A 15774-nucleotide genomic window follows, 5' to 3' on the forward strand; every position below is an offset into this window, starting at 1 on the left:
GGATAGGGTCTGCGCCCATATTCGCCCTACGAATCTCCGGCCGTGCGCAAGTACGTTTCAAACTGCTGCACTATCGCCGGCCAGCCCTGCCTGCTGGCATGTAGCCGCGCATTCAGGCGCACCCTGCGCAATGTCTCCGGGTCTTCCAAGAGCCAGCAAGCGCTGTCGATAAACGCCGCTTCATCGCCAGGCATCGCCAGCGCGCCGTTATGGCCATGGCGAATATGCTGGCTGGCCGCTGCCTGGTCATACGCCACCACCGCCAGGCCGGATGCCTGCGCTTCGAGCAGCACATTGCCGAAGGTTTCCGAGAGGCTGGGAAACAAAAACAGGTCGCCGCTGGCGTAGTGGCTGGCCAGGGCCTGATCGCGTTGAACCCCGCAGAAAACAGCGTCTGGCAGTTCCTTCTGTAACGCGGCACGTTGCGGGCCGTCGCCGACCAGTACCAGCTTCATGCGCCGCTGTGGATAACGTTCCTGCAGGGCGCGAAAGCTGCGCGCCAACAAAGTCAGATTTTTCTCTGCGGCAATACGCCCTACGTGCAGCACCGCCAGTTCGTCGTCTGCCAGGTCCCACTCGGTACGCAACGCGCTGCTGCGCTTGGCTGGGTGAAACAACTGGCTATCCACGCCGCGGGCCAACAGGTGCACGCGCTCGAAACTGCGTCGCTGCAACTCCAGGCTTTGGGTGGCACTGGGCACCAGAGTGAGTTGCGAACGGTTGTGAAACCAGCGCAGGTAGTTCGTCACTAAACGGCTCAGCAGGCCAAAACCATAGAGGCTGCTGAACTGCTGAAAATTGGTGTGAAAACCGCTGATCACCGGAATCTGTAAACGCCGCGCGGCCCGCAGAGCCGAGAGCCCCAGCGGCCCTTCGGTGGCGATATACAACACATCCGGGCGCTGGCGTTTCCAGCGCCGCAGCAACTTGTGCATCGACGCCTGCCCCCACTGCAAACCGGGGTACCCCGGCACCGGCCAACCGCGGGTAAGCAATAACTCGTCGGTGCTTTTTTGCCCGTCATCGGTGCTTTGCCGTGGGCGTACCAACTGCAATCGATGGCCCCGCTCCCGCAGCCCCGCACACAGACGCCCCAGGGTATTGGCGACGCCGTTGATTTCCGGCGGAAAGGTTTCGCTGATCAGCGCGATATGCAGGGGAGATTGGCTCATAGCGCCAGTTTCGACCGGCGCCGTTTAAGCCATATGACGTTAAGGTTGCACCGTTGTGACAGCAGAGCCGCTGCGCTCACGCACCCAGAACAACGTGGCGCCGGCCACGGCCGCCGGCATCATCACCACGTTTACACCGGGTATGAGCAACGCCAGGTACACCGAGCCGCCAAAGCCCAGGCTCTGCCAGCGCTTTTCCCGCAGCCAGGCGAGCATTTCGTTCCAGCCCAGTTTGTTGTTATCCGCTGGGTAGTCGATGTACTGCACGCACATCATCCAGATGCCGAACAGCACCCACAGCGGCGCGGCGATGAGGTTCAAGCCGGGAATAAACGAAAGGATAAACAGGCCAATGGCACGTGGCAGAAAGTAGCCCAGCTTGCGCAATTCGCGGCCCAGGGTGCGCGGCACCATTGCCACCAGCTCACCCCAGCGAAACGGCGGGAAGGTGTCTTCGCCGCGCACCACCACTTCGACTTTTTCCGAGAGAAAGCCGTTGAACGGTGCGGCGATGATGTTGGCCAGGGTGGTGAAGGTAAAAAACACCATCAGCAGAATCAGCACGAAGAATATCGGCCAGAGAATCCAGCTAAGAAAACTCAGCCAGCCATCCGGGTTGGGCATCAGGGCGTTGAGCCAACCATTGAATTCCTGCACGGCAAAGCCGATCAGGCCGACGAAGAGAATCAGGTTGATGGCCAGCGGCAGCAGTACGAACAGGCGCAGACCGGGGCTGAGCACGAGTTTCAGGCCTTCGCGCAGGTATTGGGGGCCGGAGAGAACGGGAGTGGGCATTGAGCATTCCTTTTAAAAGCACGGGCCGAACATAGACGCTTCGGCGTCATATCGAAAGCGCGCGTCTGTTTCGTCATTTCTATCGCATAGCGCCGGACTATCGAGTGCATAAGAATTCGACACTTCCTGGCTATGAAACGTCTGAGTAACCTTGCCGCCATTGCAGTCCGCGAGGCGGACACAGTTTGCGGGGCGCCCACTCTCTAAAGCCTTCCCCAAGTGCTCGGGTGCTCCCTTTTTATTCAGGCGCTGTTTATGCCCGGCTGCGGCCGGTTGAGGAGACGGTCAATGTCGGTTCGTCACGCTCGCGTCATCATTTTAGGCTCCGGCCCTGCCGGCTATTCAGCGGCGGTGTATGCCGCGCGCGCCAACCTCAAGCCCTTGCTGATCACCGGCATGCAGGCCGGTGGGCAACTGACCACCACCACTGAAGTGGATAACTGGCCGGGTGATGTACACGGCCTTACCGGCCCTGCGCTGATGCAGCGTATGCAGGAACACGCCGAGCGTTTCGAGACCGAGATCGTCTTCGACCATATCAACGCCGTCGACCTGGCCGGCAAGCTGTTCACCCTGACCGGTGACAGCGCTACCTACACCTGTGACGCCCTGATTATTGCCACCGGCGCCAGCGCCCGTTACCTGGGGCTGCCTTCAGAAGCGCAGTACATGGGGCAGGGCGTGTCAGCCTGCGCCACCTGTGACGGCTTCTTCTACCGCAACCGCGAAGTGGCGGTGGTCGGTGGCGGCAACACGGCCGTGGAAGAGGCCCTGTACCTGGCCAATATCGCCAGCAAAGTCACCTTGGTGCACCGCCGCGAAACCTTCCGTGCCGAGAAGATTCTGATCGACAAACTCTACGCACGGGTAGCCGAAGGCAAGATCGAACTTAAGCTCAATGCCTCGGTAAACGAAGTGCTGGGCGACGATAAAGGCGTAACCGGCGTGCGCTTGCTGCACAACGACGGCGGCAGCTCGGAGCTAAAGGTGGACGGCGTATTTATCGCCATCGGCCATACGCCGAACACCTCACTGTTCGAAGGCCAGTTGGCTTTGAAAGACGGCTATCTGGTGGTGAACGGTGGCCGCGATGGCAACGCTACCGCCACCAGCATTCCCGGCGTATTTGCTGCCGGCGATGTGGCGGACCATGTGTACCGCCAAGCCATTACGTCCGCTGGCGCCGGGTGTATGGCCGCTTTGGATGCGGAGCGCTATCTAGAAGCATAAACCGTGGGGATGCGCTTTTTAAAAAAGCAGCCGTTACTCGGTCGAGGGTTTCCGGGCGAAGGTCAGGCAAGGCTACCCGGAGCTTTTAATGCTCACGTACTGTAGTACGTGAGCATTAAAAGCGAGGACGCAACGACGCATGGCCGAAGCCCCGGAAGCCGATTCAGGAATTCTGAAGCTCGTTTAGAGCCTCAGGATTTTTGAACGCCTTGGCGAACACATCGCGATTTTTCGCCATATAAATCCCGATTTCCTCAACCTGCTGTTCGCTGAGCGACGGCACGGCTTTTTGCAGCACATCCGCCAGCGATTCAGCCAGCTCCAGCATCTTGTCGTAACGATCGGCTTCGGCTTTATCCATGAACAAGCGCTCCGGATCGCGACTGCTGCGGTACACCACTTCGACGGCCATTCATCACCTCACCTTCTAGCAAACTATTACTGTGTATTTATACAGGTGGCGAGCATAAAGCACTCGCTCGCCGTTGAACAGTCACGCGGTGAAATCAGGGGAGCGGCGCAAATTCCACTGGTACCCAGGCAAAGCCCGTGCCTTTGAGGCGTACATGACCAATGCCGGGAAAAGGCAGGTGGGCGCCGGCCACCAGGAACTTCTTGGCGGCCGCCTCGGCGAAGATATGTTTGCGGGTGGCGATGGCCTGTTTGGCGTCGCTGTCGAACTCGATGGCCACCTGCGGGTGGGCAAACTGGATGGAGTGGCTGTGCACCACATCGCCCCACACCAGCAGATTCTGCCCCTTGGAGGTGAACATATAACCGCTGTGGCCCGGTGTATGGCCATGCAGCGCCAGATCTTTCACGCCAGGTAGTACTTCGCTGCCGTCGGTAAACAGCTTCAGCTTGCCAGCGGCTTTGTAGGGCGCCGCGCTGGCGGCAATCATCTTCAGCCGCGCTTGCTTGTCGGCCGGCGCCTTGGCCAGCAGTTCCGGGTTCAGCCAATAGTCGGCCTCGGTCTTGTTCAGCATCAGCGTGGCGTTGGGAAACGCGCGCTCGCCTTTGCTATCGAGCACACCACAGGCGTGGTCGGGGTGCATATGGGTGAGCAGGACGGTGTCGACTTGTTCAAGCGTATAGCCGGCCGCTTCGATATCGCGCTGTACGTTACCCAGTTTATCGGTGAGGCACTTGCCGGCGCCGCTGTCGACCAGCACCAGGTGCTCGCCGGTGTTGATCAGAAAGGCGTTAACGGCGGTTTGCACGCCATTGGTGGCATCGAGAAAAGCCCGTGCCTGCGAGCTCTGAATGGTCTCGGCACTGGCGCCTTTGAGCAGCTTGTTGTTGATCAGGTTAAAGCCGTCGTACAGCGCCGTGACTTCGAAGTCGCCCAGCGCCATGCGGTAGTAACCGGGCACCTGGGTGTTCTGTTTGGCTACCGGTGCGGCGATGGCCAGGCCCGGGTGAATAAGGCTAAAGGCGCACATCAAGGCCAGAACAATCAGCAGCAGCGCCTGGTGCGCCGTACAGCACAGTGGGTTTTTCATTGCGAGGCTCCCAGCAAAGTTAGTCCCCAACCACCATAGACGGACTTGGGCAGGGCAGAAGTTATCGCCGGGAAATTGGCCGTCTGTCCAGCGAAAGTGCTGTGACAGACTGTTTCTGCCGATCGTCCATGGCCTCTAACCTGCATGACATGCCTGTATGTCATCACCGGGCTCTAGGCTTGGCTCTTCACCTCACAAGGAAGCACGCGTTTGAAAATCAAATGGGCAGAAACCCTCAAGCAATCCATGCATGGACTGGCCGAATCATTGGGCGATCTGCTGGTGGAAGGCTTTCACTACCTGGCGCTGTTCGGCATTGGCGGCATCACGGCCTGGGCGGCAGTCACCGCGTTTTTGCAGATGATCGAAAAAGGCCACATCACCGTGGACGATATTCTGCTGCTGTTTATCTACCTGGAGTTGGGCGCCATGGTCGGCATCTACTTCAAGACTAACCATATGCCCGTGCGTTTTCTGATTTACGTGGCCATCACTGCGCTCACACGGCTACTGATCTCTGATGTGTCGCACCATCAGAGTCCGGACATGGGCGTGGTGTATGTGTCGGGCGCGATTTTGCTGCTGGCCCTGGCGATTCTGGTGGTGCGCTATGCGTCGTCCAATTTTCCGTCGGTGACGCCTAGCAAAGGGGAAAGCAAAAGCGCTTCGTCCTCGCGTTCGGCACAAGCCGAAGCTGCGGATACCGACTAGGCGCTGTGCTTTTAGGGAAGGCTCACACTGCGGCGTGTTCCAGTTCGATGCGTTGCTGCAAAGAACGGATCACGTTGCGCATGCGTGTTTCGTCATTGCGTTGGGCCGGGCTGATCAGCCGTTTGGCCACCACGTTCTGCTCTTCAGACAAGGTCAACATGATGCTGCCATCGAGCCGCTCGATGCTCAGGTTGACGCGGTATTGCGGGTGGAACGCTTCGGTCAGTAACTGAAAGGGATTGTGCATAGTCCATTACCTGTTTGCTAAAAGGGCTGAATAAAACTTGGCAGTGGCAGGTAGTTAAAACAGCCTGGTTTGCACACCAGTTAGGCAAGTCTTGTTATTCAAGTCTTGGTTGTTGACCGGTCGCGCTCGTACAAAGTTCTAGCCTTCGGACAAGAAGTTTTGCGACACAAGTAATCAGCGTAGACGGCGCTGCAAAAAGAGCCAAATAGCGGATTGGAATAAATTCTTCGGCACTTTTTCGAGCCGCTTTGGTCACGCCAATTGACTGCCCAGTTCCGGGGCAAGTGATTGTTTACGGTGCATTTTTTGTGATGAAAATGTAAAGGCGAATGGCCAGTTTTTATCTGCAGAACTGGCGAGTCGGATAAATAACGACGCTAATCCTTTCATTCACGACCGTTTGTCGCCCTTGTTACATAGTTGGCCCCTGACTTGCGAAGGGAATACCAGGTAATCGCACAACCGAGGTATGAGGCCATGGTTAATCCTTTCAAATACGTCAGTGACTCCTTTAAGGATGAGTTTCTGGTGCGCTTCAGCATTGGCAGCCCGGATGGCAGCGCAATGCTTTCCCTTTCCAACGACCAGGGGCGCGTGGCTCAGCGCATGCTCAGCTGCGATCAGTTGGCGGACGTGGAAAAACTTGAGCAGGTGATCACCAGTATTCGCTTCGGCCTGGCCATCGATCAGGGGCGCGGTTTTTCGTGCCTGGGCAAACTCAGCCCGGCGGCTAACGAGACGTTGGCGTAATAAACAACAGCAGCAACCGGCACGCGTGACACTGTGTCTTATTTGAAATATATTCTCATTTAAGAACCTGTCGCCCATTCTGGTGGATGCTGTGCCGGCTCACTCTACGTTCTCTTCCTTTCTTGCCACCCTCTACCACGACCATCACCGCTGGTTGAATGGCTGGTTACGCCAGCGCACCGATTGCCCCCACAACGCGGCCGATCTGGCGCAAGACACCTTCGTGCGCGTGCTGCTGCAGCGCGAGAGCAAAGAACTGCGCGAGCCGCGCGCCTTTCTCGCGACCATCGCCCGTGGCCTGTTGGTGGACCACTATCGCCGCGCCAGCCTGGAGCGCGCTTACCTCGATGCCCTGGCCAACCTGCCCGAACCCGAAGTGCCGTCGCCGGAAGCCCGCGCCCTGGTACTGGAAACCCTGGTCGAAATCGACCGTCTGCTCGACGGCCTCAAACCACGGGTGCGTGAGGCGTTTTTGCTGTCACAGCTCGACGGGCTGACATATCCACAGATTGCCGAGCGCATGGGCCTGTCCATCAGCTCCATTCAGCAATACATGACCCTGGCGTTCAGCCATTGCTACAAGGCGCTCTACCTATGACCGCGTTGAATATGGCCGTGGTCGAGCAAGCCATCGCCTGGCGCGTGCGCCTGGCTTCTGGCACCTGCGCCGTGGACGAGCTCAACGCCTGCCAGCGCTGGCGCGCGCAACACCCCGATAACGAGCTGGCCTGGCAACGCCTGGATGCCCTGGGTGGACGCTTCGCCGCCATTACCCCCGGTATCGGCCACGCCACGCTGGCCGGCGCCCGCCATGACCCACAGCGCCGCCGAGCGCTTAAGGCGCTGGCCATTCTGATTGCCGCCGGTGGCACGGGCGTTATCGCCACGCACCCCGGTGGCATTCAGCCTTGGCTGGCCGACCTGCGCACTGGCGTGGGCGAGCGGCGCAGAATCACCTTGCCCGACGGCGGCAGCCTGCACCTCAATGCCAGTACCGCCGTGGATATCCAGTACAGCAGCGAGCAACGGCGGGTCCGCCTGCTGCAAGGCGAGATCTTTGTCGAAACCGCAGCCGACCCGCAGCGCCGCCTGTTCTGGGTCGACACCGCTCAAGGCCGCATGCGCGCTTTAGGTACGCGCTTTCTGGTGCGCGAGCAGGGCGAGCTCTGTGACCTGGCGGTATACGCCGGCGCGGTAGAGGTGCACCCCAGCAATGGCGGCACGGCCAGCGTGGTGAACCAGGGCTGGCAAACCCGCTTCGACGTGGACGGTGTTATGCCGGTGCAACCGGCGCAGAGCGAGCGCACCAGTTGGATCGATGGTGTGCTGGTCGCGCGGGAAATGCGTCTGGGCGACTTCACGGCCGAGCTTAACCGTCAGCGCCACGGGGTATTGCGCTGTGACCCGGCGGTGGCCGACCTGCGAATTTCCGGGGTGTTTCCGCTAGATGAAAGCGAGCGCGCGTTGCAGGCGGTGGCCAGAACCCTACCCGTGCAGGTGGTGTATCGCACGCGCTGGTGGGTCACCCTCGCGCCCGCCTGAAACTGCCCCCAGCTCTGTTTTTCCGGGTCAACCCTGTGCTCGTTACGTTTTCAAACAACCTTTGAGTCGGTGCGTGATTGCAATTTGCTTCCCGATGTAAATAATTCGCAAAAAGTTTTGCAGGTTTTTCGGATTCGCACGGCCTCCCTTCCGCTAACCACTTTTTACTAGCCGAAGGATTCGTTCATGGCCGTTCGTTGCATTCCGCATTCCCTGGCCCGCGCCGTGCGCGTGGCACTGCTTGGCGCCGGCTTGCCGCTGGCGGTGTTGCCGGTCGTCGCTCACGCTGCGCCCGCCACCCAGAGTTACCAGATTCCGGCCGGTTCGCTGGACAACGCCCTGAACGCCTTCGCTCGGCGCGCGGGTGTGCTGCTCAGCTTCGACCCGCAACTGACGGCCGGGCGTAACAGCACCGGCCTCAACGGCCAATACCCGGTGCAGCAGGGCTTTGCCCAATTGCTGGCCGGTTCCGGTTTGCGCGCCGTGCAGGCTAGCGACGGCAGTTTCCGAATTGAGAAGGCACCCACGACCATGAATGAAGGCAAGGCGCAATTGGAGGGGCTTACCATTGCGGGCGACGCCCAGACCGATTCCGCTGTCGGCCCGGTCGGTGGCTATGTGGCCAAACGCACCCGCGTGGGCACCAAAACCGATGCCTCGATTCTGGAAACCCCGCAATCCATATCGGTGGTCAGCCGCGAACAGATGGACGCCCGTGGCGTCACCACGGTGGAGCAGGCCCTTCGCTACACCCCGAGCGTCAGCGTGCCCTACGGTTACGACCCGCGTTACGACTGGATGAGCCTGCGCGGCTTCGACGCCAAAAGCTCCACGTTCGTTAACGGCCTGCCGCTGGCCCGCAGCACCTACGGCATCATGCGCCCCGATACTTACCTGCTTGAACGCGTTGAAGTGCTGCGTGGCCCAGCCTCGGTGCTGTACGGCCAGAGCGAGCCGGGCGGGGTGGTCAACCTGGTGAGCAAACGCGCCCCCGATACACCGCTGCATGAAGTCAGCGTGCGTGCCGGCAGCGACGAGTTGGGCGAACTGGCCGCCGACTTCGGTGGCCCGCTGGACGACCAGGGCACGCTTTCCTACCGCGTGACCATGCTGGCCAACGACATGAACGGCCAGGTCGACAAGACCGACAACCGCCGCCAGGCCTTTGCGCCCACCCTTACCTGGCGCCCGAGCGACGATACCGAGCTCACGCTGCTGGCCTCCTACCAGAAAGACGACGGCAACTTTGCCTTTAGCCGCGCCTTTGCCCCGCAACTGATAAAAGCCTTCGGCTTACTGGGCAACCGCGACCGCGAGTTCTACGAAGGCGACCCGAACTTCAACAAGTTCGATCGCACCCAGGCCACGGTTGGCTATGAACTGTCCCATCAGTTGAATGACGTGTGGTCGCTGCGCCAGAACCTGCGCTACGAAAACATGAATTATTACTACCGCTATCTGAACAACGATGGCGTGCGTTTCGACGGCCGCACCCTGACGCGCTCGGCCAACGTCAAGGATGAGCAATTCAACGCCTGGGCGCTGGATAACCAGGCCGAAGCCAAATTCGTCACCGGCCCGCTCAGCCACGACCTGCTGCTGGGCGTTGACTGGCGCCGCCTGGATAACCACGAAGTCAGCCGCTACAACCGCAACGGCCCCACGCTGGATTTGCTCGACCCGCAATACGGCCTGAGCGTGGCGATGCCGGACAAAGACGCCGATAACGACATCATGCGCCGCCAGACCGGCTTCTATGCACAAGACCAGATCAAGTTCGACGAGCACTGGAACCTGCTGCTCGGCGGGCGTTACGACATCGCCAAGGGCGACACCGACAGCAACCTGACCGGCACCCAAGTGAGCCGCGACGACGAAGCCTTCACCGGTCGCGTTGGCCTGGTGTATGTGTCCGATATGGGCCTGGCGCCCTACGTGAGCTACAGCGAGTCGTTCAACCCGACCGCCGCCACCGACCCGGTTACCAACAAGCCGTTCGACCCGGAAACCGGCAAGCAATACGAGGTGGGCATCAAGTTCCAGCCAGAAGGCGCACGCAGCTTCGTCAGCCTGGCGCTCTTCGATATCACCAAGCAGAACGTGGTCAGCACCAACCCCAACAACCCCACCGATATCCGCCAGGTGGGCGAAGTGCGCAGCAAAGGGTTTGAAATCGAAGCCCTGGCCAGCCTTGCCGAAGGCCTGGACCTGACCGCCAACTACAGCCGTACCGACGCCCGTGTGCAGAAAAGCGTAAACGCCTGGGAAGAAGACACCCGCATGCCTTACGTGCCACGTGAGTCGGCAGGTGCCTGGCTGGATTACACCCAACCCAGCGGCCTGTTTGCAGGTGTGGGCGTGGGCTTTGGTGCGCGCTACACCGGCGAAACTTCATATACCGGCAGAAACGCGCTGGCAGCCCTGGGCGGCCCGGCCATCATCAACGTGGAAACTGGCGGCTACACCTTGTTCGACGCCAGCGTGCACTACAAAATCGACGGCCTGAAGCTGGCAGTGAACGCCAGCAACCTGGACGACAAGGAATACTACAGCTCGTGCACCGAGCAAGCCTGCTACTTCGGCTATGGGCGCACAGTAACGGCGAGCGCTACCTATGACTGGTAACGCCGTAATAAAGGGAGTCCCGTGAGTAACGCTATCTCTACCAAAACCGGCGCCAAGGCCTGGAGCTCGTCTCCCGGCCTTGCGACGGCGTCGCGCATCGTCGCGGCCATCTTCGCCGGCTATGGCCTGGCGTATGCCAGCACCATGTTTCTGACGGTTTACCTGCCGTTGGTACGCAGCGACCGCGTGGTGTTTGCCAGCCTGGCGAGTTTTATCGTCTACCTGGCCGCTATTGTGTACACCTTCGCTGCCCGGTCCGCCTCGCGGGCCTGGCTGGTGTTGGTAGGGTTGAGCGTGGTGTTGGCAGTGGCTGCGTTGGTAGCGGGTGATTTTGGAGCACGGCGATGAGTTCGGCAGAAAGCACGGTAAAAACCAAAAGCCTGCGCCAGGCCATGGCCGGGCTGCACACTTGGGGCGGCTTGCTGCCGTCCTGGCTGCTGTTTGTGATTCTGTTCGGCGGCAGCATTGCCTGCTTCGACAAAGAGCTGGAAGTGTGGATGCGCCCAGCGCTGCACCCGGTTGGCGAAACCACGCTGAGCCTCGATCAGGTCAGCGCCTGGGTGCAAAAACAGGCGCCCAAGCCGCCACATGCCATCTGGATGCGCCCGCCGGATGAGCGCCAACCCTACTGGTACGCCGGTTACGAGCCGCAAAACGAGCTGGAGCCATTTGTCAGCTTCACCCTCGACCCCCAGACCGGTGAAGTGCTGCCCAAAACCCTCGGCGGCAACTTCTGGTTCACCCTGCACTACAACCTGTTTGGCGGCATGCTCGGCATGTACATCGTCGCTATTGCCGGTATGTTTATGTTGGTGGCGCTGGTTAGCGGCATCATCATTCACCGCCGCATCTTCAAAGATTTCTTCACCCTGCGCCCCGACGCCAATGGCCAGCGCGCCTGGCTGGATGCGCACAACCTGTTCGGCGTGGTCGGCCTGCCGTTCCACCTGCTGATTGCCTACACGGGCCTGGCGATTTTCGTCACCTTCTATATGCCGGCGGGGCTGAAGGTTGGCTACAAGGGCGATATCGAAAAGATGTTCTACGAAGTTCAGGGTCAGTTCGGCCGCGAAGAGCTTAAACGCAAGACTGACCACGCCGCTTCGATCGACAAATTGGTGCTCGACGCCAAGCGCCGCTGGGCTGCCAGTGGCGAGGGCGGTACTGAAACCGGCTGGATCAGCGTGCACCACCCGGGCGACAAAGCCGCCGTGGTGGATATCCGCCGCTACGACCGCTCTCGCGTGGTCGACTTCCAGTGGATCATGTCCTACGACGCCACCACTGGCGCCTTCCTTCACGAACAGAAACCGTACAAACCCGGCTACACCGCCTACGCCTGGCTCACCAACGTGCATATGGCCCAGTTCGGTGGCGCCATTGTGCGCTGGCTGTACCTGGGCCTGGGCCTGATGGGCTGCGCCATGGTGGTTGGCGGCCTGCAGGTGTGGCTGCGCAAGCGCGAAGCCAAGGGCGGCTGGGGCATCGGCTTTGTGCGCGCCATGAACGGCGCGGTAATCGGCGGCCTGCCGATTGCCAGCCTTGGCTTGCTGTACGGCAATCGCCTGATTCCGCCTAACGTTGCCCTGCGTGACCATTGGGAGGCGTACACCTTTATCGCCGTCTGGATCGCCGTCGCGCTCTGGGCCGTTGCCCGCCGCAACAGCGGGCGGGTAGGGCGTGATCTGTTTGCCGTTGCGGCGGTGTGGGCGCTGGGCTTGCCGGCGCTGGACGTGCTCACCGGTCAACCGGGCGCCCTGAGTGCTGCCATTGCACGCGGCGACTGGCGCGTGCCCGGCATCGACCTGGCGGTGTTCGCCGCCGGCCTCTTGTGCGCCAAGATGGCCTGGTGGCCACGGGTTGCAACGCCCGCGCCGGAAAAGGCACGGAGCAAAAAGCGCGAACGCCGTGAACTGGTCGAGGAGGGCGTGTGATGTTGTTTCTCGCCTTCGGCCTGAATTACCTGGGCATGACCGCCTTGTGCCTGGCCATGTCCCGTCACCATAAAGCCGTGCTCAACAGCGCCCCGTCCTCCGCCCGCACCCGTGGTTTGCGGGTGGTCGGCGCATTGCTGCTGGCCCTGGCAATGGCCCTGAATATCATTGAGCTAACGGCCGATATGGGCATCATCACCGGCCTGCTGCAACTGATGCTCGCCGGCTTGGCCGTGGGCCTGCTGATGGCCTGGCGTAGCCGCTGGGTGTTGCCGCTGGGTGGGCTGTTGCCGCTGGGTGGATTATTGGCGTTGTTGGCCTGAGAAAAAACGCGCACTGCTTTTGTAGGGTGTGCTGCGCGCACCAGCGGTCTCGCATGCATCGCTGGGTGCGCGGAGCACACCCTACGAGATCAAGGGCTGCGCAGCGCCGCCCGGTAATCGCCAGGCGTTGCACCCAGGGCACTGCGAAAGCGGTTGCTGAAATGGCTGGCACTGGCAAACCCGCAGGCCAACGCCACATCGCCCAGGGGCAAGGCGGTTTCCTTCAATAGCTGCTGCGCGCGCACCAAACGCCGAGCCAGCAGATACCGGTGCGGCGGCACGCCAAAGCTTTCGCGGAACATGCGGGCAAAGTGGTACTCCGACAACGCCGCCAACGCCGCCAATTGCCCGAGGCTGATGGCCTCGCTCAAATTCGCTTCGATGTAATCGCGCAACTGCCGGCGCAGCGCCGGTGCCAACCCGCCTTTCAAACGCAGATTCTGCCGTTGGCCAACCTGGTGCAGCAGCGCATGGCTGATCATTTCATGGGCCAGGCTGCTGGTAAGCAGGCGTTCGCCCGGCTCGTCCCAGTTCAGCGCCGTCAGCTGGCGAAAGCGCGCGGCTTGGCGCGGGTCATCGACAAAGGTGCTTTCGCGCAACTCCACTTCCCGCGGCTCGCGGTCCAGCAGGCTGACGGCGCTAAGGGCAAAACGTTCGGGGCTGATATACAGATGGGCCAGGCGGATATCGCCGTTGATCACCCAGGAAGAATCGTGGCCGGCCGGCATGATGCACAGCTTGTCCGGCGCGCCTTTTGCGCCCGGGTTGTCGCGGCGGAAGGTGCCGGTACCGCCTTCCAGGTAGCACGACAACGTGTGGTGGCTCGGCCCCTGATATTCGCGGGCATCGTGGTAATTGCTCCACATGGCCGCCGTGAGGCCGTCGCCCAGCTCGGCACAATGCTCCAACTGCGAGTGCGGCGAGTTGTTTAGCGACTGAAACACCTGAATGTGCGGGAGTTGCGACATGGCGCTGAGCTTGGGCAAGTGGCGATGACGGCTATGGTAACGCCCGCGTGCCAGGCTGCCAGCCACCGCCGGTAAATAAGCGCAAGTTTGTGCAAGCGCCGAGTGAGCCGGCTGCTCAGACTGCCGGCATTGCTCAGGAGCGTTGCCATGAATCTGTCGTTGTACCTGCTTACCGTGCTGATCTGGGGCACCACCTGGATCGCCATCAAACTGCAAGTCGGCACCGTCGCCATCCCGTTGTCCATTGCCTACCGCTTCGGCCTGGCGGCGCTGGTGCTGTTTGCCGTGCTGCTGCTCAGCCGGCGCCTGCAACCGCTGAACCGTCGGGCGCAGTGGCTGTGCCTGGCCCAGGGGCTGTGTCTGTTCTGCATCAACTTCATGTGCTTTTACACCGCCAGCCAGTGGATCCCCAGCGGCCTAATCGCCGTGGTGTTTTCCACCGCCACGTTGTGGAACGCGCTGAACGCCCGCGTGTTTTTTGGCCAGCGCATTGCCGTGAACGTGTTGGCCGGCGGCGCCCTCGGGCTGGCCGGGTTGGCGTTGCTGTTCTGGCCGGAACTAGCCGGGCATGCAGCCAGCCGCGAAACCCTGATCGGCCTGGCATTGGCCTTATTCGGCACGCTGTGTTTTTCCGCCGGCAACATGCTCTCCAGCCTGCAACAGAAAGCCGGCTTCCGGCCGCTGACCACCAACGCGTGGGGCATGCTCTACGGCGCGTTGATTCTCACCGGCTACTGCCTGGTAAGCGGCACGCCGCTAAGTTTTGACTGGAGCACGCAGTACGTGAGCTCCCTGGTGTACCTGGCCATTCCGGGGTCGGTGATCGGTTTTACCGCGTACCTGACGTTGGTGGGGCGTATGGGCGCGGACCGCGCGGCTTACTGCACCGTGTTGTTTCCGGTGGTGGCGCTGAATATCTCGGCGTTTGTCGAAGGCTATCAGTGGACGGCACCGGCGTTGGTGGGGTTGGCGTTGGTGATGCTGGGGAATGTGTTGGTGTTTAGAAAGCCCAAGGTGGTGGTGGCGCCGGTGTTGGCGCGCTAGTCGAGGCTGGGCCGGCCCTCACCCCTAGCCCCTCTCCCGCACGCGGGCGAGGAGAACTAATCGGTGTTTGACGCGACTACTCGTCTAGGCCCCCTCTCCCGCTTGCGGGAGAGGGTTGGGGTGAGGGGCTCTTGATCTTGCCAGGCCATTGACCAAAATCTGACCCACGGGTTTACAATCCCCGCTCTTCCAACGGAGCACCCCCGTGTTAACCCATCTCGACTCCCAAGGCCGCGCCGCTATGGTCGATGTCACCGACAAAGCGGTGACCTCCCGTGAAGCGGTGGCCGAAGCGCGCATTCGCATGCAACCGCAAACCCTGCAGATGATTGAGGCCGGCGGCCACCCCAAGGGCGACGTATTCGCCGTGGCGCGCATCGCCGGCATTCAGGCGGCCAAGAAAACCTCCGACCTCATTCCCCTGTGCCACCCGCTGATGCTTACCAGCGTCAAGGTTGAACTGAGTGCCGAGGGCGATGACTGCGTGCGCATTCAGGCACGCTGCAAACTGGCCGGCCAGACCGGCGTGGAAATGGAGGCCCTGACCGCCGCCAGCGTCGCCGCCCTGACCATTTACGACATGTGCAAAGCGGTGGACCGCGGCATGGTCATCGAGTCGGTGCGCTTGCTGGAAAAGCTCGGCGGCAAGAGCGGCCACTTCAAGGCCGACGAGGACAACTGATGATTCGCGTGCAGTATTTCGCCCGTTACCGCGAAGCCCTGGGTATCGATGCCGAGCAGCTCAACGACGCTGCCGCCTTTACCACCCTCGACGCCCTGCGCCTGCACCTGCTGGCCCGCGGCGGCGTGTGGCAGGTGCTGGCCGAACAAAACCTGATGTGCGCGCGCAATCAGGAACTGTGCAGCCTCGACGAGCCGCTGGTCGATGGCGATGAAGTGGCATTTTTCCCTACCGTCACCGGAGGCTGAG

17 protein-coding genes and 1 pseudogene are annotated in these 15774 nt (G+C 61.1%); 12 read left to right on the forward strand and 6 right to left on the reverse strand.

Annotated elements, in window-relative coordinates:
• Positions 1 to 26 precede the first annotated feature (26 nt).
• Positions 27 to 1172: a glycosyltransferase family 4 protein gene (locus PKE98_RS04380; RefSeq protein ID WP_271194064.1), complete on the reverse strand. Its 1146-nt coding sequence runs from the start codon at positions 1170 to 1172 to the stop codon at positions 27 to 29.
• Positions 1173 to 1211: 39 nt separating this feature from the next.
• Complete coding sequence (gene cysZ, locus PKE98_RS04385; protein WP_271194065.1) at positions 1212 to 1967, reverse strand: sulfate transporter CysZ; 756 nt, start codon at positions 1965 to 1967, stop codon at positions 1212 to 1214.
• Positions 1968 to 2255: 288 nt separating this feature from the next.
• Here cysZ and trxB point away from each other — a divergent pair, with 288 nt between their 5' ends.
• On the forward strand, positions 2256 to 3197 hold the full coding sequence (gene trxB, locus PKE98_RS04390) for a thioredoxin-disulfide reductase (RefSeq protein WP_271194066.1): 942 nt from the start codon (positions 2256 to 2258) through the stop codon (positions 3195 to 3197).
• Positions 3198 to 3360: 163 nt separating this feature from the next.
• On the opposite strand, the gene PKE98_RS04395 is transcribed toward trxB, so the two are convergent.
• Together PKE98_RS04395 and PKE98_RS04400 are read right to left on the reverse strand one after the other, a co-directional pair.
• Positions 3361 to 3609 carry a YebG family protein gene (locus PKE98_RS04395; RefSeq protein WP_271194067.1) on the reverse strand — a complete coding sequence of 83 codons (249 nt, stop codon included), beginning with the start codon at positions 3607 to 3609 and terminating at the stop codon, positions 3361 to 3363.
• Between the two features lie 94 nt (positions 3610 to 3703).
• Positions 3704 to 4699 carry an MBL fold metallo-hydrolase gene (locus tag PKE98_RS04400; protein ID WP_309298741.1) on the reverse strand — a complete coding sequence of 332 codons (996 nt, stop codon included), beginning with the start codon at positions 4697 to 4699 and terminating at the stop codon, positions 3704 to 3706.
• 210 nt (positions 4700 to 4909) lie between these two features.
• Here PKE98_RS04400 and PKE98_RS04405 point away from each other — a divergent pair, with 210 nt between their 5' ends.
• On the forward strand, positions 4910 to 5410 hold the full coding sequence (locus PKE98_RS04405; RefSeq protein WP_271194068.1) for a phosphate-starvation-inducible protein PsiE: 501 nt from the start codon (positions 4910 to 4912) through the stop codon (positions 5408 to 5410).
• A gap of 37 nt (positions 5411 to 5447) precedes the next feature.
• Here PKE98_RS04405 and PKE98_RS04410 read toward each other — a convergent pair.
• Positions 5448 to 5657, reverse strand: a pseudogene (locus PKE98_RS04410) (DUF3509 domain-containing protein); the annotation flags it as partial.
• 477 nt (positions 5658 to 6134) lie between these two features.
• Between PKE98_RS04410 and PKE98_RS04415 the strand changes: the two are divergent.
• The 7 genes from PKE98_RS04415 (at position 6135) to PKE98_RS04445 (ending at position 12831) form a co-directional block, all read left to right on the forward strand.
• Positions 6135 to 6407, forward strand: coding sequence for a DUF3509 domain-containing protein (locus tag PKE98_RS04415; RefSeq protein WP_271194069.1), 273 nt, complete (start codon positions 6135 to 6137; stop codon positions 6405 to 6407).
• Between the two features lie 91 nt (positions 6408 to 6498).
• Positions 6499 to 7005 (forward strand): sigma-70 family RNA polymerase sigma factor, encoded by a 507-nt coding sequence (locus PKE98_RS04420; protein WP_271194070.1) that lies wholly within the window; start codon positions 6499 to 6501, stop codon positions 7003 to 7005.
• Positions 7002 to 7949 carry a FecR domain-containing protein gene (locus PKE98_RS04425; RefSeq protein ID WP_271194071.1) on the forward strand — a complete coding sequence of 316 codons (948 nt, stop codon included), beginning with the start codon at positions 7002 to 7004 and terminating at the stop codon, positions 7947 to 7949. Before PKE98_RS04420 ends, PKE98_RS04425 begins: the two co-directional genes overlap by 4 nt.
• A 186-nt stretch (positions 7950 to 8135) precedes the next feature.
• The gene (locus PKE98_RS04430) at positions 8136 to 10574 is read left to right on the forward strand and encodes a TonB-dependent siderophore receptor (RefSeq protein WP_271194072.1); all 2439 of its coding nucleotides are present in this window, start codon (positions 8136 to 8138) and stop codon (positions 10572 to 10574) included.
• A 33-nt stretch (positions 10575 to 10607) separates the two neighbouring features.
• Entirely contained in the window at positions 10608 to 10922 is a 315-nt protein-coding gene (locus tag PKE98_RS04435; protein WP_271194419.1) for a DUF3649 domain-containing protein, read from the forward strand.
• Complete coding sequence (locus PKE98_RS04440; RefSeq protein WP_271194073.1) at positions 10919 to 12508, forward strand: PepSY-associated TM helix domain-containing protein; 1590 nt, start codon at positions 10919 to 10921, stop codon at positions 12506 to 12508. Before PKE98_RS04435 ends, PKE98_RS04440 begins: the two co-directional genes overlap by 4 nt.
• On the forward strand, positions 12508 to 12831 hold the full coding sequence (locus PKE98_RS04445; protein WP_271194074.1) for a DUF3325 domain-containing protein: 324 nt from the start codon (positions 12508 to 12510) through the stop codon (positions 12829 to 12831). The genes PKE98_RS04440 and PKE98_RS04445 overlap by 1 nt, the downstream gene beginning before the upstream one ends.
• Before the next feature lie 89 nt (positions 12832 to 12920).
• Here PKE98_RS04445 and PKE98_RS04450 read toward each other — a convergent pair whose 3' ends face one another.
• Complete coding sequence (locus tag PKE98_RS04450) at positions 12921 to 13799, reverse strand: helix-turn-helix domain-containing protein (protein ID WP_271194075.1); 879 nt, start codon at positions 13797 to 13799, stop codon at positions 12921 to 12923.
• 147 nt (positions 13800 to 13946) lie between these two features.
• On the opposite strand from PKE98_RS04450, the gene PKE98_RS04455 reads away from it, so the two are divergent.
• From PKE98_RS04455 to PKE98_RS04465, 3 genes are all read left to right on the forward strand, one after another.
• A complete protein-coding gene (locus PKE98_RS04455; protein ID WP_271194076.1) occupies positions 13947 to 14843 on the forward strand; it encodes a DMT family transporter in 897 nt (298 codons plus the stop codon).
• Between the two features lie 205 nt (positions 14844 to 15048).
• Positions 15049 to 15525 (forward strand): cyclic pyranopterin monophosphate synthase MoaC, encoded by a 477-nt coding sequence (gene moaC / locus PKE98_RS04460; RefSeq protein WP_271194077.1) that lies wholly within the window; start codon positions 15049 to 15051, stop codon positions 15523 to 15525.
• Positions 15525 to 15773, forward strand: a complete 249-nt coding sequence (locus PKE98_RS04465) for a MoaD/ThiS family protein (RefSeq protein ID WP_271194078.1) — start codon at positions 15525 to 15527, stop codon at positions 15771 to 15773. The genes moaC and PKE98_RS04465 overlap by 1 nt, the downstream gene beginning before the upstream one ends.
• The last annotated feature ends 1 nt before the right edge of the window (position 15774 follow it).

This window comes from Pseudomonas turukhanskensis, assembly GCF_027922365.1.
Lineage (GTDB): Bacteria > Pseudomonadota > Gammaproteobacteria > Pseudomonadales > Pseudomonadaceae > Aquipseudomonas > Aquipseudomonas turukhanskensis.